Below are 20,486 nucleotides of genomic sequence, written 5' to 3' on the forward strand. Positions count from 1 at the left end.
GCAGCGCCAATACCGTTGGTGTACAACACATTTACGATTGCTGAATGGGAACCCCCAATGGCCAACTGCTGTTGTAGATCAATTCCTCGCCCGCCGAGGCGAAACATCGCGCGTTTGGAATTGGATCTGTAGCTAAATGACATTGGTTGAGAATTTAATGACATTTAGGTGACATCGGAACTGAGATGCTGACATTTTTTTGAGAACCTACAGGACAAACAAACAATCAGCGCGCCATGTTGGCGAAGCGCGATAGATGCAGCTGGTGCGCGACGGTCACCGTCTTGGTCGGGCCGTTACGGTGTTTGGCCAGAATGAAATCCGCCTCTCCCCCGCGCGGATCATCCCGCTCGAACGCGTCGGGCCGATTCAACAGGATCACCATGTCCGCATCCTGCTCCAGCGATCCCGACTCGCGAAGGTCGGACAGCATCGGCTTCTTGTCGGTGCGCTGCTCGGGACCGCGGTTCAGCTGGCTGATCGCCACGACGGGCACCTCGAGTTCCTTGGCCAAAAGCTTGAGCTGACGGGAGAATTCGGAGACCTCGAGCTGGCGTGACTCCACTTTCTTTCCCGACGACATCAGCTGCAGGTAGTCGACCACCACCAGCCGCAGGTCGGCCTTCTGCCGAAGCCGGCGCGCCTTGGCGCGGATCTCCATCATCGTCAAGTTCGGCGAATCGTCGATATACAGTGGCGCCTCGCTGATTTCGCTCATCCGCCGCGCCAACCGCGTCCAGTCCTCGTCGCTCATGCGACCGGAACGCATGTCCGAGAGTTTGATTTTCGCCTCCGCCGACAACAGCCGCATCACGATCTCGGACTTGCTCATCTCCAGCGAGAAAATAACGCTGGCCATCCGGTGCTTGATCGAACACGACCGCAAAAAGTCGAGACCGAGGGTGGAGTTATGCGTGGGCACCATCGCCCTGCTCGCCAGATACATATGGCTGTCGTTGTCCACCTCGACGCAGCGCACGGCCACCGACTCGATCGGGCGGACGTCCACGATAAAGCGCGACCCACAGCGTGAGGTGCCCGTTATGGCCCGGCGCTCCTTGTGCGCTATGGCCTTTCGCTCCAACGCGAACACTCTGTCTTCGGTGGAAAAGGTCAGGGTGTAGGCGATGCTCGACGTTTCGGAGCGGCCCTGGACACGTTTGGTCGAGGTTTGGCAGCGATAGCCGAGGCTCACAATAAGTTCGTTGACATCACGCACCAACCGTTGGTTGGTAACCGAAAATTGGACGGCGCCGCCGGCCGTCACGGTTCCGTCGGTGTCGAGTAAGCCGGCGAGCAAGGCACGCCGCTGCGCCTCGGACCCCCGCAGATATTCCGTCGGGATGTGCTTGTTGCCGAGCACGCCGATGGTGCGCAGCCGCGCCTGCAACGTCCCCACGGTGGAGTGGCACTTCTGGCACAACCGCATTCCTGCCGACGGTCCGCCACAGCGAACGCAGGTCGGGCTCGGCACCGGGTCGGACATGAAGCGCGCGCGACCGCCGCACGAATGCCCACAGGTCCGCACCTGGCTGGTTTGGGGGATAAACGACTTGCCACACACCACGCACCGTGGCAGTGCTTGCTCAGCACCGGGAGGTAAACGCAATTGGTAACGGGACGGGGCGGACCCCGACGGGACCGCGACGACGCCGTCCGCTTCGATCCGCATGATGATTTCGGGATCGGCAGCGGTGATCTGCGCGGCGGCGCTGGTGCCATCTCCGAGCCAGGCACCGAGTGTGTAAGGGGGCACCAGGAATTCGCGGTCCGGGAGGTCGAGCGCGCGCGCATTGACCACACTGTGGTTCAGCCGCCGGTCTTGGGTGGGGCAGCGCAGGGTTTCGGCGATCTCGGCCGTCGTTCGTACCGCCGCAAAGGTGCGCTGATTCTTGTACCGGTTGTAGCCAACGGCCGCTGCCTGCGCCGACTTTCGGGATACGCGTGTTTCGGTCAGCCACTGATGCGCAGCGTCGGCGACGATCACCGTCCCATCAGAAAACTCGACCTCGTAGCATGGCCGTCCCAGCATCACGTCGGTCGCCGCTACCACCCGCGTCGGCCGCCCGTCGTCGCCGAGCAACTCGTCACCGACCGCGACATCGCCCATCGTCGTCCACCCGGTCGGCGTCGGCAGCGGCGTATCCAACGCCAGCGCCTTGCCCACTCCAGGCCTGGCCGCCACGATGATCATCTGACCGGCGTGCAGGCCGTTGGTCACCTCGTCGAGTTCGGTGAAACCGGTCGGCACGCCGCGCGCCACACCACCGTTGGAGGCGATGGCGTCGATCTCGTCCATCGTCGGCTGCAGCAGATCCTCGAGCGGAACGAAATCCTCCGTCGTCCGGCGCTCGGCCACCTCGTAGATCTCGGCCTGTGCGCGATCGACCACCTCGGCCACATCGGCGCCCTCGGCGCCCGCGTAGCCGTACTGCACCACCCGGGTGCCGGCCTCCACCAGGCGGCGCAACAGGGCCTTCTCGGCCACGATCGTCGCGTAGTAGCCCGCGTTCGCCGCGGTCGGCACCGTCGAGATCAGCGTGTGCAGATACGGCGCACCGCCGATGCGGCGCAGCAGATTACGGCGGTCCAGCTCCGCGGCGACGGTCACGGCGTCGGCCGGCTCACCCCGCCCGTACAGGTCCAGGATCGCGTCGTAGACGTTCTGGTGCGCGGGACGGTAGAAGTCGCCGGGCCGCAGCCGTTCCAGCACGTCGGCGATGGCGTCCTTGCTCAGCAGCATGCCGCCCAGCACGGCCTGCTCGGCCGCCAGGTCCTGCGGTGGCTGTCGCCCGAAATCCTCACTGGGCGACGACGAATCCATGCCCGACGTCAAGTCATCGACGACCGCCACGGATTCCCTCCTCCCCTGATCCACGCAATCCGAACATACATTCGACAGTTGACATTGAGCGTAGGTCAAGGTGCTGACATCTTGGCCGTATCGCACCCGCTCGCCCGGCGCCGGGACGACGTTAGACGTTGCTGGCTAGTGGGTGAAGGGGGTGCTGTTCATGAAGCTGTGCATGGTGTGTGCATATCCGTCGACACCTGTGTTGAGCGGGGTGTGGAAAACCTGTGGATTAATGCAAAGGGCAAGGACATCGGCGCAGATACCGGCCATACAACGCCACGAAATCCGTGTGGACAAGAATCTCTACGGCGTGTCGGGCCAGGTTACCGTCCCGGGCGTGTTGGCTTTCCGCCATATTTTCGCTGCGTTACGGCCCGGTAACACGGGCCCGTCCGGAGGGCCCCCCAAATAGTTCGCCAGAAGCCGTGTCCGCGACCGCCCCGGACGGCCCTCGAGCGCAAGCCCGCAGCGCAACGAAACCCGGCGGCGGCCCATCATGGCCACCGCCGGGAATGAGCAAATGCCTGCCGCTTAGCTCTGCGGGACGACCTCGAGCGCGACCTCGACGTCGACCTCGGGGTGCAGGTGCACGGCCACCGGGTGGGTACCAAGAGCCTTGATGTGCGCCTTGGGCAGCCGCACGATCCGTTTGTCCAGGTTGGGGCCGCCGGCCTTCTTGATCGCCGCGACGACGTCGCCGGCGGTCACCGAGCCGAACAGCTTCCCGGAATCCCCGGCCGTCTTCACCGGCAGCGTCACCGGCCCCAGCGCCTCGATCGCGGTCTTGAGCTCGTTGGCGTGGTCGAGGTCGCGCACCGCCTTCGTCTCGCGGGCCCGGCGAATGTCGTCGGCCTGCTTCTGCGCGCCGCGCGAGGCCACGATCGCCAAGCCCCGCGGCAGCAGGAAGTTGCGGCCGTAGCCGTCCTTGACCTCGACAGTGTCGCCGACGGCGCCAAGATGGTCGACGTCAGCCGTCAGAATCAGCTTCATCGTTTCGTACTTTCGGTTGGCCTTCGGTGCTTAACGCGCCGAGGAGGTGAAGGGCAGCAGCGCCACCTCGCGGGCGTTCTTCACCGCGATGGCGATGTCGCGTTGGTGCTGCACGCAATTGCCGGTGACGCGACGCGCACGGATCTTGCCGCGCTCACTGATGTAGGTGCGCAGCAGCGCGGTGTCCTTGTAATCGATCGCTTGATCCTTCTTCGCGCAGAAGACACACTTCCGTGCCTTCACCGGCTTTTCCGGAGCCGGGCGCCGCTTGTTGGACTTGGCCATGTCTGTCTTTCTTTCCGTTTCCTACTGCTGAAAGTTTCTTCTTAGAACGGCGGTTCGTCATCGCCGCCACCGAACGAGCCCGACGCCGACGCACTGCCCCACGGGTCGTCGGCGGGTGCGCTGCTGGCCGGCGCGGACTGCTGGCGGGATCCCCCGCCGAAGCCGCCACCGCCGCCGCCGCTGCGGGAGGCCTTGTTGACCTTGGCGGTGGCATACCGCAACGACGGGCCGATCTCGTCGACCTCGACCTCGACCACGGTGCGCTTCTCGCCCTCCCGGGTCTCGAACGAACGCTGCTTGAGCCGGCCGGTGACAATGACGCGGGATCCCCGGGTGAGGCTCTCCGCGACGTTCTCGGCGGCCTCCCGCCAGATGTTGCACCGCAGGAACAGCGCCTCGCCGTCCTTCCACTCCCCGCTCTGGCGGTCGTAGATGCGCGGCGTCGACGCCACGGTGAAATTCGCGACGGCAGCACCCGACGGCGTGAACCGCAGCTCGGGGTCAGCGGTCAGGTTTCCGACAACGGTGATAGTGGTGTCACCAGCCACAGTTTCCTCCTCGTTCCGCCCTGCTCCGCGCCGCTCCGGTGGTGGATGTCATGAGCGTGTCCTCGCTGAGCCTACGCAGGTGCCTCCCCCGGTGGGCCCGCGGCGCGGCCACGACTGTTAGTGCTTGTCGGTGCGCATCACCTTGGTGCGCAGCACCGACTCGTTGAGGCTGAGCTGGCGGTCGAGCTCGGACACTGTCGCGGGCTCGGCCTTCAGGTCGATGACGACGTAGATGCCTTCGGCGTGCTTGGCGATCTCGTAGGCCAGCCGGCGCCGGCCCCAGATGTCGACCTTTTCGACGGATCCACCGTCCTTGCGGACGACGTTGAGGAACGTCTCCAAGGACGGGGCAACGGTGCGCTCGTCGAGCGTGGGGTCAAGAATGACCATGATTTCGTATGGACGCATGGAAACCTCACCACCTCCTCTGGTCTCAAGCGGCCACGGTCGATCCGTGGCAGGAGGGTCGCCTGCGTCGGCAACCGCCCCAGGCTACCGGATAGCGGGCTGACCAGAAAAATCCGCGCGGTCGGGCAATCGCCTCAGCGCCGGCCGGTCAGGTATTCCTCGGCCCGGGCCACCGTCGCCGCATCGGCCTTGCCGAGCGCACCCGAGTCGAAGGGCGGCTGCGGGTCGTATTCGATGAGCAGCTGGGCGGCCTGCGCGGCCTGGCGGTCGACGAGCAGCTCCACCAGCCGCAGGGCCATGTCGATGCCGCTGGACACCCCGGCCGCGGTGATGATGCGCTGCGGCAGGTGTTCGACGACTCGTTGCTCGACGTAGCGGGCGCCCAATCCGTTGAGCAGGTCGGCGGCGCGCCAGTGGGTGGTGGCGGTGAGTCCGTCGAGCAGACCGGCCGCGGCCAGCAGCAGCGCGCCGGTGCACACCGAGGTGGTGAACCTGGTGTGCGGGTGCACCGCTTGCAGCCAGGCCCGGACTGCCTCGTCGTGAATGAGCTGCCGGGTGCCGATGCCGCCGGGGAACACCACCACGTCCGGTGCGCTCACCTCGTCGAAGGTGGCGTCGCAGGCCAGGCCCAGCATCCCGTTCTCGGTGCGCACCTCGCCCCGGCGCTGCCCGATGAACACGACCTGGACAGACGGAATCCGTTGCAGCACTTCGTAAGGTCCCACCGCATCCAGTGCGGTGACCCGCGGGAACAGCGGGATGGCGATCAGCGTCATGTCGCCCCGGCCAGCGCGGGTTCGGGCTCCGCGGCCTGCCCGCGGCGCGATCCGGCCGGCCGCAGCCAGTCCGGCAGCCAGCCCGGTGGCGCGTCGGGTGCGCGGTTGAACGGTCCGCCCGCCGGGTCGTCCACCCGTCCGCCCCACCGCACCAGATCCTCGTCGGGCCGGTAGATTTGGCGAATCACCAACGCGCACAAGGTGATAACCGCGATGTCGCGCAGCAGGACCGTGGTGGTGAATACTTGCTCGGGCAGCGAACGGTTCGGGTTGCCGTACAGGTAGTACATCCGCGGCACCCACACCAGGGCGTCGACGGTCATCCACGCCAGCAGCACCCGCCGGTGCGGCAGCGCCAGCACGGCCAGCGGCACCAGCCACAGCGAGAACTGCGGGCTCCACACCTTGTTCGTCAGCAGGAACGCGGCGACCACCAAGAACACCAGCTGCGCCGCCCGCGGCCGTCGCGGGGCAGTCAGCGCGATGAATGCGATTGCCGCACAACAGGTCACGAACAGCACCGCGACGACCGTGTTCAGCACGGTGGGCGGCTGCCAGAAACCGAGCTTCGGATCGAATCCCCGCCAGCCGGTGAACGACTTGACGACGTTGTACAGCGAGTCCATGTCCTCGGCGCGCCGGGTGTTGAGCCGGAAGAACTCCGACCAGCCGCGCGGAAAGAACACCAGCACAGGCAGATTCACCAGCAGCCAGGTCGCCACGGCCACCACCGCAGTGCGCGCCCAGGCGCCCAGGCGTCCGGTCCGGATCCCCAGCACCAGCATGGGACCCAGGAACAGCAGCGGGTACAGCTTGGCCGCCGCGCCCAGCCCGATCAGGACACCGGCGAGCACCGGCCGCCGCCGCGCCCACGCGAGCAACCCGGCCATGGCGAATGCCGTTGCCAGCGCGTCGAAGTTGGTGAAGATCTGAAAGATCAGCAGCGGGGATCCTGCCACCAGGGCCGCGTCCCAGATCCGCCGGCCGGCCAGGCCCGCGCTCGCCCACACGGTGGCCAGCCAGGCCAGCGCCAGCCCGAACGCGGCGATGTTGAAGAACATCACCACCTCGGCGACCACCGGAAGCGGGGCCAGCTTGCTCAGCGCGGTGTAGGTCTTGGCCAACGCCATCGACACGTACTGATACATCCCGGTCAGCACCGGATATTCCATGTAGCGCACCGCGGGCTGACCGTCGTAGCGGATCTGCTGGGCGCCGGTGGAATCGGTCTCGATCCAGCTCGACTTGTACGGAAACTTGCCCTGGCTCAACAACTCCGCGCCGTAGAGCGGCACCGTGTCGGAATAGCACAACTCGTAGTAGGCGCGCTGGTTGTCCCAGTTGGCCACCCGCTGATCGCCGGTGCCGGTGCCGGTGCTTTGCAGACAGGCCGCTTTCGTCGACCAGCCGAGCGCCAGGAACACCAGCGCGATCAAGAACATCACCCGCAGCGGGGTCATGATCCGCGCCCGCCCGATCAGCGCGTGCCGGCCCACCGGCCCGCCGATCACCTCGGCGAACGCGGCACCCAGAAAGTCGTTGCGGCTCGGGCAGTCTCGATTGTCGGCGCTACGCCGATCCGCGGCCAACGGCCCCGGTGAAATGGTGGTGCTGGGCTCGGCAGCGCCGGTCACGGCGGCGGAGGCGGTGCTTGGGGACCACCCGGCGGAACACCGCCGCCCGGGCCCGGCGGAACACCGCCACCCGGCTCGGGTCCCCCCGGCGGGCCGCCCGCGGGCGGGGCAGGCGCCAGCGTGACCGTCGTCGGCGGGCCGACCGGGATCGTGATGCCGGGCGCCACTTCGATGGTGGGCTGGATGACGGTCTCCGAGGGCGGCGCCTTCGGCGGGGGCGGCGGCGCGGGCACACCGGCGTAGCCGCCGACCTCGGCCGGCTTCGGGAACGATTCGTTGGGGGTGCCCTTCAGCGCCCCGTCCATGGTGGCCTTCCAGATATCCGAGGGCAGCCCGGACCCGTAAACCGGTCCGCCGGAAGCGGTTACCAGCGGCTGGTCGCCCTTGGCCGTGCCCAGCCACACCGCCGTCGACAGCGACGGCGTGTAGCCGACCATCCAGGCGTCCTTGTTGGAGGTGGTGTCACCGAGCTGCGTGGTGCCGGTCTTGGCCGCCGACGGCCGGCCGCCGGCCAACGCGTGACCCCGCGAGTAGCCGGCGATCGGTTCCATGGCCGCGGTGACGTTGTCCGCGACGGCCTTCGGGATCCGCTGCTCGCCGTTGTTGTCGGACTTGCCGGCGTCGAAGAGCACCTGGCCGTCCGAGTTGACCACCTTCTGCACGAAATGCGGCCGGTGGTAGACGCCCGAGGCGGCCAGCGTGGCATACGCCGAAGCCATGTCGATCACCCGGGTTTGGTACTGGCCCAACACAATTCCGTTGTTCGGCGGCCCGCCCTTGCCGTCCTCGGACAGCGTGTGGTCCACGCCGGGGAAACTCGTGGCCACCCCTGCCTGATGCGCGGCATCGGCGACGGCCTGCGGCCCGCCCTTGAGTTTGAGCATCAGCCGGTAATAGGAGGTGTTCAACGACATCTTGAGCGCCTGCGCGATGTTGCACGTCCCGCAGCTCTCGCCCTCGACGTTGGTGATCTTGATGCCGTCGACCGTCAGCGGCGAGCTGTCCACCTGGTAGCCCAGGCCGATGCCCTGCTCGAGCGCGGCGATCAGGCAGAACACCTTGAACGACGAGCCGGTCTGCAATCCCGCCTGGGCGAAGTCGAAACCGTTGGCGTCGCTACCGCCGTAGTAGGCGCGGATGGCGCCGTCGTGCGGATCCACCGACACCACCGCCGCGCGCATGTCGGGGTCTTGCCCGTCAAGGTATTTCGACACCGCCTTCTCGGCGGCCTGCTGGGCCTTGGGGTCGATGGTGGTGGTGACCTGCAGGCCCTGCGTGTTCAGCGTCCGCTCGTCGATGTTGAAGAGCTCCATCAGCTCCTTGGTCACCTGACGCTCGATCAGGCCGTTGGGCCCGGTCGTCTGGTTCTGCGCGCGCGCCTGGTCGGGCGGCACGGTCTGCGGGAAGACCTGCGCGGCACGGTCCTTGGCGGGCAGCGCCTTGGTCTCCACCATGCCGTCGAGCACCCAGTTCCAGCGCGCCAGCGCGCCCTTGGGATCGACGGCCGGGTCCAGGGTGGAGGGCCGGCGGATCAGCGCCGCCAGCAGCGCACCCTCGGACACGGTGAGCTGCTCGACGGGTTTGTCGAAATACGCCTTGGCGGCGGCCGAGATGCCGTAGGCGCCCCGGCCGAAATAGATGATGTTCAGATAAGACTGCAGCACTTCGTCTTTGGACCACTCGCCGGACATCTTGGTGGCGATGACCAATTCCTTGGCCTTGCGCATCAGGCCGCTGACCCCGTGCTGCGCCGAACCGACCAGTGCGTTCTTCACATACTGCTGGGTGATCGTCGACCCGCCCTGCAGATCCCCGTTGCCGAACAGGTTGTTGTTCACCGCGCGCGCGAAACCGCTGAAGTCGAAGCCCGGGTTGGAGTAGAAGTTGCGGTCTTCGGCCGCGATCACCGCCTGGCGGACGTGCACGGGCACCTGGTTGAGATTGACGTCGACCCGATTGCCTTCCGGCGGAATGATTTTCGCGATCTCCGAACCGTCGCTGGCCAGGATCGTCGAAACCTGGTTGGTGCGAAGGTCACCCGGCTTGGGGATGTCGACGATGAAGTAGGCCATCGCGAACGTGACGATCGGCAACAACACCAGCACCGCCGCGCACAGGTAGGCGGCGCGGCGCACCCACAGCCAGTTGATCTGCTGGGTCCAGCTCCAGTCGCGCCACGGTCCACTCCCCCGGCCGCCCGGGCCGCCGGGCCCACCGGACCAGCCGCGGCGCGGAGGCGGCGGCGGGGGCCCCACGGGCGGGCGGCCGCCGAGGCCGGCGCGCTGCTGGCGACCCGACGCAGGGCCCCGGCTGTCCAGGGCGGCCTTGACCTCGTCGAGCGCGTCGCGGCGCAACGGCGTCGACGGCGGACCCGCCAGCGCGGCCTTGACCTCCTCGATCGGGTCGGAGCGCCGGGGCGCCCGGTCGTCGTCGACCGGCGGCAGGATCGTGGTCAGCCGATCGTCGGGCGGGGCCTGCCGGCGACGGCTGGACGTCGACGGGCCGTTGCGCCGCTGCGGGTCGGCGTCCGGACGCGCCGTCTCCCGGCGTTCGCCGGCACCCTGCTCGGCCGCGGGCCCACGTTGATCACCGGACGACTGGCTGTGGCGTCCTTCGTTATTCGAGCTCATTCAGTGGCCGTGCGGGCGCCGTTGCGCGCCGTCCGCGTAGTCGTCCGGGTGCCCCTGGGCGGAGGCGCCGGGCGCGCCGCACCGAGCACATATGACTTGACGAGGTGATTCCAGCTGCAGGTTCGGCAGACCTCCACCACGTGGACCGCGAACTCCTCGAAACGGGTTGCCAGCATCACCAGCTCCTCGGCGGTGCGCGCCGAGCCCGACACGGGGCCCAGGTGTTCGCCGAACACCCACGACACCAGCGTCAGCTGCTCCTTGCGGCAGATGGGGCACATGATCTGGCTGGGTTTCCCGTGAAACTTGGCGGCGCGCAGCAGATACGGGTTCGCGTCGCACACCTCGGACACCCCGGTGCGGCCGGAGTACACCTCGGCCAGCAGGGAGCGCCGCCGGAGCGCGTAATCCACCACCTGTCGCTGCAGTCGCACGCCCACCAGAGTACGTCGCCATCCCGACCGGGGATACGCAACCAAAACCGTGGCGGTCGCGCCCCGCTGCCCGACGGTGGTTCGCCCGCCGAACCGCGGCCGGACTTCTACGATCGTCCCCGTGGCGAAATGGCTCGGGACACCACCCGCCGGCACCGCGCCGCCGTCCGGCCGGGCGAGCACCCGCGCCAAGGACAGCGACCGGCAAAGCACCTGCACCATCCTCGACAACGCGCTCAACGACGGCGAGCTGTCCGCCGAGGAACATCGGGAACGCGTCAGCGCGGCCACCAGGGCGGTGACGCTGGGCGACCTGCAGACCCTGGTGTGCGATCTGCAAACCGGGCCGCAGCCGCCCGCCCTCGACCCGTCACCGCCGTCGGGGCGGGTGCGCGGCTGGGGGACGCTGGCCGCCGCCTTCGTGGTGTCGGTGCTGCTCGGCATCGGCATCGGCTGGGGGTTGTACGGCAACACCAGCTCGCCGCTGGACTTCACCAGCGACCCCGGCGCCAAACCCGACGGCGTCAACGCCGTGGTGCTCACGCCGCCGACCCAGCTGCACTCGGTCGGCGGGCTGACCGGGCTGCTCGAACAGATGCGCAAACGGTTCGGCAGCACCCTCGGCTACCGGCTGGTGATCTACCCGACCTACGCGGCGCTGGACCGTCCGGACCCGTCCGACGACCGCCGGGTGCTGGCCTACACCTACCGCGGCGGCTGGGGCGATCCGACCAGCTCGGCCAAGAGCTCCTCGGACGGTCCCGTCCTGGTGGACTTGAGCAAATTCGACGTCACCGCCGCGGTGGGCATCATGCGCGGCGCCCCCGAAACCCTGCGGATGAAACCGTCCGACGTCAAAACCAGCTACCTGATCGTCGAACCGGCGACGGACCCGACGACCCCCGGCGCGCTGTCGCTGTCGGTGTACGTCTCCAGCGACTACGGCGGCGGCTACATCGCCTTCACCGGTGACGGCACCGTCAAGCAGATGAATTTGCCCACGTAACGGCGGCTCCCGCGGCCCGACCGGTGTGACGAACTGCAAGCCAACAGCGAGTGGTGTTGTGGCTAATATATCGAGACGATACGATTGCGCGAGGCGTCGGACCGTCGTAACAAGCTACGCAAATCCTTTTCGAGGGGGTGATTCGATTGCTGGAGCTCGCCATCCTGGGTCTCCTGATCGAGTCGCCCATGCACGGCTACGAGTTACGCAAACGGCTGACCGGTTTACTCGGTGCGTTCCGGGCGTTTTCGTACGGTTCGCTCTACCCCGCCCTGCGGCGCATGCAGGCCGAAGGGTTGATCGCCGAGGACGCCGCGCCGGCCGGGACGCCTGTCCGGCGGGCCCGCCGCGTCTACCAGCTGACCGACGAGGGCCGTCGGCGCTTCGGTGAGCTGGTGGCCGACACCGGCCCCCACAACTACACCGACGACGGCTTCGGGGTACACCTGGCCTTCTTCAACCGGACTCCGGCAGAGGCGCGGATGCGCATTCTGGAAGGTCGCCGCCGCCAGGTCGAGGAAAGGCGGGAAGGTCTGCGCGAAGCAGTGGCGCGGGCCAGTAGCTCGTTCGACCGCTACACCCGCCAACTTCACCAATTGGGGCTCGAGTCCAGTGAGCGCGAAGTCAAGTGGCTCAACGAGCTCATTGCTGCGGAGCGGGCGATGCCCGGCCTCTCCGAGCAAACGTAAATCCCGGTACGAAAACCCAGCATCCCAGACAGAAGGTTAGAGGTTAGGAGAACGCCCGTATGAGTGATCACCAACCGCCGCAGGCGGAAGACGCGCAGTCGGAGGTACGAGTCGCCATCGTCGGCGTCGGTAACTGCGCATCTTCGCTCGTCCAGGGCGTGCAGTACTACTTCGACGCCGACGAGAACAGCACCGTGCCCGGCCTGATGCACGTGAAGTTCGGCCAGTACCACGTCCGCGACGTCAAGTTCGTCGCCGCGTTCGACGTGGACGCCAAGAAGGTCGGCTTCGACCTGTCCGAGGCGATCTTCGCGTCGGAGAACAACACCATCAAGATCGCCGACGTGCCGCCCACCAACGTCACGGTGCAGCGCGGCCCGACGCTGGACGGCATCGGCAAGTACTACGCCGACACCATCGAGGTGTCCGACGCCGAGCCGGTCGACGTGGTCCAGGTGCTCAAGGAGGCCAAGGTCGACGTGCTGGTGTCCTACCTGCCGGTGGGTTCGGAGGAGGCCGACAAGTTCTACGCCCAGTGCGCCATCGACGCCGGTGTGGCGTTCGTCAACGCGCTGCCGGTGTTCATCGCCTCGGACCCGGTGTGGGCCAAGAAGTTCACCGACGCCGGCGTGCCGATCGTCGGCGACGACATCAAGAGCCAGATCGGCGCGACCATCACCCACCGGGTGATGGCCAAGCTGTTCGAGGACCGCGGCGTGCAGCTGGACCGCACCATGCAGCTCAACGTCGGCGGCAACATGGACTTCCTCAACATGCTCGAGCGGGAGCGGCTGGAGTCCAAGAAGATCTCCAAGACCCAGGCCGTCACCAGCAACCTGCAGCGCGAGTTCAAGACCAAGGACGTGCACATCGGCCCGTCCGACCACGTCAGCTGGCTCGACGACCGCAAGTGGGCCTACGTCCGGCTGGAAGGCCGGGCCTTCGGCGACGTGCCGCTGAACCTGGAGTACAAGCTCGAGGTGTGGGACTCGCCGAACTCCGCGGGCGTCATCATCGACGCGGTGCGGGCGGCCAAGATCGCCAAGGACCGCGGCATCGGCGGCCCGGTGATCCCGGCGTCGGCGTACCTGATGAAGAGCCCGCCGCAGCAGCTGCCCGACGACGTCGCGCGCACCCAGCTCGAAGAGTTCATCATCGGCGGCTAGCAGCCTCGTCGATCCGCGGGCGTAACGCCACGGCGATTTTCCCGGCCGGATTTCGCCACGGCGTTACGCCCGCGGTCGCTGGAGCCGATTCATCGACAGAACGCTGTGCAGGTGCTTAGCATCATCTCTCGATGACCGTTCAGCCCGCGGCGTTCCTGCGCACCACGCTGGCCCTCGACCTGTCCCGGCTCGACGAGTTCGACAGCGGGCGCTACCACTCCGTCTGGCTGCCCGACCACATGGTCAGCTTCTGGCCCGACTCGATCTGGGCGCCCGAATTCACCGATCTGGCCACGGCCTCCGCCTCGCCGCACCGGCACCTGGACGGGCTCGCGGTCGCGGCCGCGGCGGCAGTGCTGACCGAGCGGGTGCCGCTGGTCAGCGCCGTGGTCGACACCGTGCGCCGCCATCCCGCCCTGCTCGCGCAGACCGCATTGACCCTCGACCACCTGTCCAAGGGTCGCTTCATTCTCGGCCTGGGCAGCGGCGAAAGCGAAAACACCGTGCCCTACGGCTTCGATTTCGCCCGTCCCGTCAGCCGCTTCGAGGAAGCCCTGCGGGTGATCCGGCTGCTCTGGGACACCGACGGCCCGGTCGACTTCGGCGGCGAGTTCTACTCGCTGCACCAGGCCCGCCTGGACACCGAGCCCTACCACGACCGGCTGCCGCCGATCTGGATCGGCGCCAGCGGGCCCCGGATGCTCGACATCGCCGGCCGGTACGCCGACGGATGGTGGCCGGCCGGGGCGTGGACACCCGAGCACTATGCCGAGATGCTCGGCGCGGTAAGGGTTTCCGCCGAGCGTGCCGGGCGCGATCCGATGGCGATCACCCCGTGCTTCATCCAGGTGTGCCTGATCGGGGAGGACGACGACGCCCTCGCCGAGATCCTGCGCGCTCCCCTGGTCAAGGCGTTCCTGCTGCAGGTGTCGGCGAAGACCCTGGGCGAGTTCGGGTTTGAACACCCGATGGGCGATGGCTGGCGCGGATTCCAGGACATCGACCCGGCGGCACTGGGCAGGGACCGGATCGTGGAGTTCCTGCACAGGGTGCGACCCGAGATGGTGTTGGCGGTCGTCCCGCACGGCACACCGAAGCAGGTCGCCAAGATCGTCAAGAGCTACGTGGACGCCGGGTTGCGGGTACCCAAGATCCTCGACTACGGCGCCATGGCCGGCCTGGGCCACGCGCAGAGCTCGGCGGCCAACGTGCGGGCCACCGAGGATGAACTCATGCGGCTGTGCGGAGACGGGTCGTGACAACGCTTTTGGACGCCGCCGAGATGCTCGCGGCCGCCGAGGCGGAGACCGGGCTGCACGACTACGGCGATCCGACGTTGCCGCAACGCTTCACCGTCGCCGTCGAACACCTGAACGCCCTGGGGCTGGACGCCGATGGCCGCTTCGAAGCCGCGCAGGTGTGTCGCTGGCTGCTGACCTCCCGCCTGGAACTCATCGAGGACCGCAACCGCTACCCGATCGGGGCCGAGGTGGTCGAGGCGCCGATGTTCGTCACTGGTGAACCTCGTTCGGGCACAACGCTTATGCACGCGCTGATGTCGGTCGACCCGCACGCGCGGGCGTTGCGGTTCTGGGAGGTGATGTACCCGTCGCCGCCGCCGGGGCTGGCGGGGCCCGACGACGACCGCCGGGCGCGGGCGGACGCCGACTGGCGTGAGATCAACGCGAAGATGCCGAAGTGGCTGCACAGCCACCCCTACAACGACATGCTGGGCGACGGCCTGCCCGAAGACGAACGCACCTGGGCGTTCGACTTCCGGGTGATGACGCCCACCGCGTGGTGGCGGGTGCCGATGCAGTCGCTGGTCGCCGGCCTGCCCACCGACCCGGCCGCGCAGTACCGGCTGCACAAGGCGATGCTGCAACAGCTGCAATACAACAGGCCGCGAAAGTATTGGGTGCTGAAGGGCTTTCATGGGTTTCGGCTCAAGGAGCTGTTCGACACCTACCCCGATGCGCGGATGGTGTGGCTGCACCGCGACCCCGTCCAGGTCGCCGCGTCGCGCACCATGATGATGGCCGACATCGCCGAGGGCATGGTCGGGCCGGTCGACCTGCACGCAGAGGCGAAGAAGCACCTCGAGATGACCCGGGCCAGCATCGCCAACACGATGACCAATCCCCTGGTCGACGATCCGCGCATCCTGCACCTGAGCTACACCGACTTCATCGCCGATCATGTTGGGGCCGTGCGGCGTTATTACGCGTTCTGCGGGCGCGAGCTCACGGCCGAGGCCGAGTCGGCGATGCGGGCCTACCTGGCCGACAACCCCGGCGACCGGTACGGAAAGTTCCGCTATTCCACGCAATTGCTGACCGACATCGGTGAGGACCTCGACGCGCTGCACGCCGAATTCCGGCCGTTCCGGCAGCGGTTCGGCGTCCCGATCGAAAACCGGGGCTGAGATGACGGGCGCACACAAACGGCTGTCCGTGCACAACGTCACGTTCTACGGCGCGCCGCCGGCTGCGCTGCAAGCACATTGGGCGGCGCTGGGGGTGTCCCGGCTGAGCATCCTGGACAACCAGCTGCTCGATCCGCAGTTGCCAATGCTGTTGGGGCGCAACGACTACACCGTCGAAGCGGTGTACCATCTGTTCGCCGGTGGCCGCCTGACCAGCGACCCCGGCGCTGCCCGGGAGGCGCTGATTGCGGTCATCGACGCCGCCGCGAGCGTAGGCGCGCACACCGTCTACCTGCTCACCGGGGGCCGTGCCGGGCTCACCTGGCCGCAGGCCGCCGAGCGGTTCGCCGCCATGGTCGCGCCGTGCGCCGCCCGGGCGAAGGCGGCGGGCGTGGTACTGGCGATCGAGAACGCGTCCAGCCTGTACGCCGACATCCACATCGCGCACACGTTGCGCGACACCGTCGCCCTGGCCGAGATGAGCGACCTGGGAATCTGCATCGACCTGTTCCACTGTTGGGCCGAAGGGGATTTCGAGGCGCAGCTGCCGCGGGCGCTGCCGCGCACCGCGCTCATCCAGTTGAGCGACTACGTGCTCGGCGACCGCGCGCTGCCGGGCCGAGCCGTGCCCGGCGACGGCGCCATCCCGATCGAGGCGTTCGTCGCGCAGGCGCTCGCGGTGGGCTACGCCCACGGCTTCGACCTGGAACTCATCGGCCCCCGCATCGAGCGGGAGGGCCGGCTCGAATCCGCCCGCCGCGCTTGCGATGTCGTCGGCGCGATGCTGGACCGGCTGGGTGGGTGAACATGGCCTTCGGTGACGGCCCGCACGATGCGGCGCTGCGGGCGGCGTGGACCGAATTCTGCGCCCGGCTGCAACGCGCGGGCGAGCGAGCCTTCAAAGACCACAACCCGGCCTCCGGACCGCATCGGGTCGACGCCTTCCGGTTCCTGACCCAAAACCTCGGGCAGGCCTTCGATCTGGCCCTGGAGACCCGCGACACCAATTATCCTGTGCTGCACAGTTTCTGCGGCCCCACCCGCAAGCTGGGCGGCGACTGCGCCGACTTCACCTACCAGCAGGCGTGGATCGACGGGCGGTCCACCTACCGGATCACCGGCACCCGCGGCACCTCGCGCTTCTTCAATGTCACCGTGCAGGGACGGCGCACGCCCGGAGAGGGTGTGCTGCATGAACCCTTCGGCGACGCACCGCAGGCCAACCTGTTCGGCCAGCAACTCCGCGTCGGCGCCGACGGCCGCTTCGAGCTGTACGTCGGCGGAGCCGAGCGCGGGCACAACTGGCTGCCCACCACGCCCGAATCCCGAAAACTGTTCATCCGCCAGGGTTTCGACAGCTGGGACGAAACCCCGGCGCAGCTGCGCATCGAACGCGTCGACATGGCCATCCCGAAACCGTTGCCCACACCCGGCGAAATGGTCGAGGCGATGCGGTGGGCGGGCGATTTCGTCACCGGGCTGATGTCGGACTGGCCGGAATACCCGTTCCGCCACGGCGGGGTCGACGCCGAGAGCCCGAACACGTTCCCCCGGGCCGCCGCGACCGACGCCGACGGCAAGCGCGGCCGGGCCGCCGCCAACATGTACTGGGAACTGGCGCCCGACGAGGCGCTGATCGTCGAATTCGACGCCCACCCCGGATTGTGGATGTTCACCAACATGGGCGTCTTCTTCAACAGCATGGACTACCTGTACCGCCCGGTCAGCTACACACCGAGCCGCACCACCGTCGACGGCGACGGACGCATCCGGCTGGTCATGGCCCATCGCGATCCCGGCGTGCACAACTGGCTGGACACCCAGGGTTTCGAGCGCGGCAACCTGACCTACCGGCACATGCTGGAGGGCGAACCCGCCGTGCTGGACACCCGGGTGGTCGGGCACGACGAGCTGCTCGACGCCCTGCCGAAAGACACCGTGATGGTGACGCCGTCGCAGCGCGCCGACGCGATGTGGGAACGCTTCCGCGGCATTCGCCGCCGCTACGTGCTGTAGACACCGGGGCTAGGGTCGAGAACGTGACCGACGTATCTGAGGACGAACTGGCGGGCCTGTCCGAATTCGCGCTGTTGCACGAAAACGCCGAGCAGGCCGGGGTATCTGGTTCCCTGCCCGAGGTCGCCCGGGTCGAATCGGGCAGGGGCGACGCCAAAGTCAGCGCGCTGCGCTGGGGCAGCACCGACCCCCGCATCGTGTTCGTGCACGGCGGCGGGCAAAACGCGCACACCTGGGACACGGTGATCGTCGGCGTCGGCGAGCCCGCGCTGGCGGTCGACCTTCCCGGACACGGACACTCCGCCTGGCGCGCGGACGGCGACTACTCGCCGCAGCTGAACGCCGACGCCCTACTGCCGATGCTGCGCGAGCACGCCGCCGGCGCCGACCTCGTCGTCGGAATGTCGCTGGGCGGGCTGACCGCGATCCGGCTGGGCGCCGTCGCACCCGATCTGGTCAAGGAACTGGTGCTGATCGACGTCACCCCCTCGGCGCTGCAACGGCATTCCGAGATGACCAAGGAGCAGCAGGGCACGGTGGCGCTGATGCACGGCGAACGCGAGTTCGACAGCTTCCAGGCCATGCTGGACCTGACGATCGCCGCGGCGCCGCACCGCGAGGTGAAGGCGCTGCGCCGCGGGGTGTTCCACAACTCGCGCAAGCTGGACAACGGCAAATGGACGTGGCGCTACGACGCCATCCGCAAATTCCCGGACTTCGACGGCCTGTGGGCGGACGTCGACGCCCTGTCCGCGCCGGTCACCCTGGTCCGCGGCGGTTCCTCGGGCTTCGTCAGCGACGAGGACGCGGCCGAGCTGGGCCGTCGCGCAAAGCATTTCCGCACCGCGCACGTGGTGGCGAACTCGGGGCACTCCGTGCAAAGCGACCAGCCGCGCGCGCTGATCGACATCCTGCGTGGGGTGCTCGACGCGCGCTGAGCCTACGGTGGACGTTATGACCCACCCCATCCGTATCGGTGTGCAGTTACAGCCCCAACACGCCCCGCAGTACAACCAGATCCGCGACGCGGTGCGCCGTTGCGAGGACATCGGCGTCGACATCGCCTTCAACTGGGACCACTTCTTCCCCCTCTACGGCGATCCGGACGGCGCGCATTTCGAGTGCTGGACGATGCTCGGCGCCTGGGCCGAGCAGACCTCGCGCATCCAGATCGGCGCGCTGGTGACCTGCAACTCCTACCGCAACCCGGAGCTGCTGGCCGACATGGCGCGCACCGTCGACCACATCAGTGAGGGCCGGCTGATCCTGGGCATCGGCTCGGGCTGGAAGCAGAAGGACTACGACGAGTACGGCTACGAATTCGGCACCGCCGGCAGCCGGCTGGACGACCTGGCCGGCGCGCTGCCCCGGATCGAGGCGCGGCTGGCCAAGCTGAATCCGGCTCCCACCCGCGACATCCCGGTGCTGATCGGCGGCGGCGGGGAACGCAAGACGCTGCGGCTGGTCGCCCAGCACGCCGACATCTGGCACAGCTTCACCTCCGCCGAGGAATACCCGGCGAAGTCGGAGGTGCTCGCCCGGCACTGCGCCGACGTCGGCCGCGACCCGGATCGCATCGAGCGTTCCGCGGCGGTCAAGGGCGGTGCCGAACTGCTCGCCAACGCCGAAGCACTGGTCGGCCTCGGCGTCACCCTGCTGACGGTGGGGTGCGACGGCCCGGATTACGACCTCCGCGACGCCGAGGCGTTGTGCAAATGGCGCGACGGCCGCTGAGCGTGCCCGCCCGCGTCCGGTTCCGAGTTCGTCGGCCAAACGCATGAACGCGTGCGTTAATTCGTGAGAAACTCTCAGCGCCAGAGCTGTTCGGTGTGAAAGAGACTGAAGCGAAAAGATGCCGAAGAAATATGGGGTCAAGGAAAAGGACCTGGTTGTTTCGCACATTTTGCACCTGTTGCTGACCGGGAAGCTGCGCACCGGGGACCGGGTGGACCGCAATGAAATTGCGTTGGCCTGGGAGTCAGCCGGGTGCCGATTCAAGAGGCATTGGTGCAACTCGAGCACGACGGCATCGTGTCCACCCGCTACCACCGCGGCGCGTTCGTCGAGCGGTTCGACGAAGCCACCGTGCTCGAGCACCACGAACTGGACGGGCTGCTCAACGGGATCGCGTCGGCCCGCGCGGCGACCAGTCCCACCCCACGGATCCTCGGCGAGCTCGATACGCTGCTGCGCTCGCTGCGCACCGCCAAGGATTCGCGCGCGTTCACCGACCTCGCCGCCGAGTACCGGCGCACCGTCAACGACGAATACGCCGGACCGCGGCTGCACGCGACCATCCGCGCCTCGCAGAACCTGATTCCCCGCCTGTTCTGGACCACCTATCAGGGTGGTCGCGACGACCTGCTGCCGTTCTACGAGGACGAGACGTCGGCCATTCACCGGCGCGATGCCGAAGCGGCGCGCGCGGCGTGCGTCGAGCGCTCCTACCGGATGGCCCAGACGATGCTGGGCGAGCTGTTTCGCCGCCGGGTGTTCACGCCGCCCGACGATGCCGGCCGCGTCGTTGCCGGCCCGCTGCCGGTGCTGGCCGACGCGGACACCATCTGCGGCGGGGCGTCGCTGGCCCTGTAGCACCGGCTCTGGGCGGGCCGCGCCGCCGACCAG

At 67.8% G+C, this 20,486-nt stretch carries 18 protein-coding genes and 1 pseudogene; 10 read left to right on the top strand and 9 right to left on the bottom strand.

Going from position 1 to position 20,486, the window contains the following annotated elements; genetic code table 11:
- Positions 1-226: 226 nt before the first annotated feature.
- The 9 genes from dnaB to H7I87_RS21675 all read right to left on the bottom strand — a co-directional run bounded on the left by dnaB (position 227) and on the right by H7I87_RS21675 (position 10,559).
- Positions 227-2,854 (bottom strand): replicative DNA helicase, encoded by a 2,628-nt coding sequence (dnaB, locus tag H7I87_RS21635; protein WP_033726449.1) that lies wholly within the window; start codon positions 2,852-2,854, stop codon positions 227-229.
- Between the two features lie 531 nt (positions 2,855-3,385).
- Positions 3,386-3,844: a 50S ribosomal protein L9 gene (gene rplI, locus H7I87_RS21640; RefSeq protein WP_009974245.1), complete on the bottom strand. Its 459-nt coding sequence runs from the start codon at positions 3,842-3,844 to the stop codon at positions 3,386-3,388.
- 30 nt (positions 3,845-3,874) lie between these two features.
- Positions 3,875-4,129 (bottom strand): 30S ribosomal protein S18, encoded by a 255-nt coding sequence (rpsR, locus tag H7I87_RS21645; protein ID WP_003874730.1) that lies wholly within the window; start codon positions 4,127-4,129, stop codon positions 3,875-3,877.
- Positions 4,130-4,170: 41 nt separating this feature from the next.
- Positions 4,171-4,677, bottom strand: coding sequence for a single-stranded DNA-binding protein (locus tag H7I87_RS21650; RefSeq protein ID WP_009974241.1), 507 nt, complete (start codon positions 4,675-4,677; stop codon positions 4,171-4,173).
- A gap of 117 nt (positions 4,678-4,794) precedes the next feature.
- Positions 4,795-5,085, bottom strand: a complete 291-nt coding sequence (gene rpsF / locus H7I87_RS21655; RefSeq protein WP_003874732.1) for a 30S ribosomal protein S6 — start codon at positions 5,083-5,085, stop codon at positions 4,795-4,797.
- A 134-nt stretch (positions 5,086-5,219) separates the two neighbouring features.
- Positions 5,220-5,861, bottom strand: coding sequence for a DJ-1/PfpI family protein (locus H7I87_RS21660; protein ID WP_023868821.1), 642 nt, complete (start codon positions 5,859-5,861; stop codon positions 5,220-5,222).
- On the bottom strand, positions 5,858-7,495 hold the full coding sequence (locus tag H7I87_RS21665) for a glycosyltransferase family 87 protein (protein WP_009974238.1): 1,638 nt from the start codon (positions 7,493-7,495) through the stop codon (positions 5,858-5,860). The genes H7I87_RS21660 and H7I87_RS21665 overlap by 4 nt, the downstream gene beginning before the upstream one ends.
- Positions 7,492-10,125: a transglycosylase domain-containing protein gene (locus H7I87_RS21670; protein ID WP_011723325.1), complete on the bottom strand. Its 2,634-nt coding sequence runs from the start codon at positions 10,123-10,125 to the stop codon at positions 7,492-7,494. Before H7I87_RS21670 ends, H7I87_RS21665 begins: the two co-directional genes overlap by 4 nt.
- A complete protein-coding gene (locus H7I87_RS21675) occupies positions 10,122-10,559 on the bottom strand; it encodes a DUF5318 family protein (protein WP_029244975.1) in 438 nt (145 codons plus the stop codon). Before H7I87_RS21675 ends, H7I87_RS21670 begins: the two co-directional genes overlap by 4 nt.
- Before the next feature lie 121 nt (positions 10,560-10,680).
- On the opposite strand from H7I87_RS21675, the gene H7I87_RS21680 reads away from it, so the two are divergent.
- The 10 genes and pseudogenes from H7I87_RS21680 to H7I87_RS21725 all read left to right on the top strand — a co-directional run bounded on the left by H7I87_RS21680 (position 10,681) and on the right by H7I87_RS21725 (position 20,453).
- A complete protein-coding gene (locus H7I87_RS21680) occupies positions 10,681-11,565 on the top strand; it encodes a DUF1707 SHOCT-like domain-containing protein (RefSeq protein ID WP_009974233.1) in 885 nt (294 codons plus the stop codon).
- Between the two features lie 146 nt (positions 11,566-11,711).
- Positions 11,712-12,254, top strand: coding sequence for a PadR family transcriptional regulator (locus tag H7I87_RS21685; RefSeq protein WP_003874738.1), 543 nt, complete (start codon positions 11,712-11,714; stop codon positions 12,252-12,254).
- A 59-nt stretch (positions 12,255-12,313) separates the two neighbouring features.
- Complete coding sequence (locus H7I87_RS21690; protein ID WP_011723324.1) at positions 12,314-13,420, top strand: inositol-3-phosphate synthase; 1,107 nt, start codon at positions 12,314-12,316, stop codon at positions 13,418-13,420.
- Positions 13,421-13,551: 131 nt separating this feature from the next.
- Positions 13,552-14,679 (top strand): LLM class flavin-dependent oxidoreductase, encoded by a 1,128-nt coding sequence (locus H7I87_RS21695; RefSeq protein WP_033726448.1) that lies wholly within the window; start codon positions 13,552-13,554, stop codon positions 14,677-14,679.
- A complete protein-coding gene (locus H7I87_RS21700; RefSeq protein ID WP_033726447.1) occupies positions 14,676-15,845 on the top strand; it encodes a sulfotransferase family protein in 1,170 nt (389 codons plus the stop codon). Before H7I87_RS21695 ends, H7I87_RS21700 begins: the two co-directional genes overlap by 4 nt.
- A 1-nt stretch (position 15,846) precedes the next feature.
- Positions 15,847-16,650, top strand: a complete 804-nt coding sequence (locus H7I87_RS21705) for a sugar phosphate isomerase/epimerase family protein (RefSeq protein ID WP_033726446.1) — start codon at positions 15,847-15,849, stop codon at positions 16,648-16,650.
- A 2-nt stretch (positions 16,651-16,652) separates the two neighbouring features.
- Entirely contained in the window at positions 16,653-17,861 is a 1,209-nt protein-coding gene (locus H7I87_RS21710; protein WP_033726445.1) for a DUF1214 domain-containing protein, read from the top strand.
- A 23-nt stretch (positions 17,862-17,884) separates the two neighbouring features.
- Positions 17,885-18,799, top strand: coding sequence for an Rv0045c family esterase (locus tag H7I87_RS21715; RefSeq protein ID WP_033726444.1), 915 nt, complete (start codon positions 17,885-17,887; stop codon positions 18,797-18,799).
- Between the two features lie 16 nt (positions 18,800-18,815).
- Complete coding sequence (locus tag H7I87_RS21720; protein WP_009974222.1) at positions 18,816-19,595, top strand: LLM class F420-dependent oxidoreductase; 780 nt, start codon at positions 18,816-18,818, stop codon at positions 19,593-19,595.
- A gap of 118 nt (positions 19,596-19,713) precedes the next feature.
- Positions 19,714-20,453 (top strand): annotated as a pseudogene (locus H7I87_RS21725) (GntR family transcriptional regulator).
- Positions 20,454-20,486: the final 33 nt, after the last annotated feature.

The organism is Mycobacterium timonense (assembly GCF_025821985.1).
Taxonomy (GTDB): domain Bacteria; phylum Actinomycetota; class Actinomycetes; order Mycobacteriales; family Mycobacteriaceae; genus Mycobacterium; species Mycobacterium avium.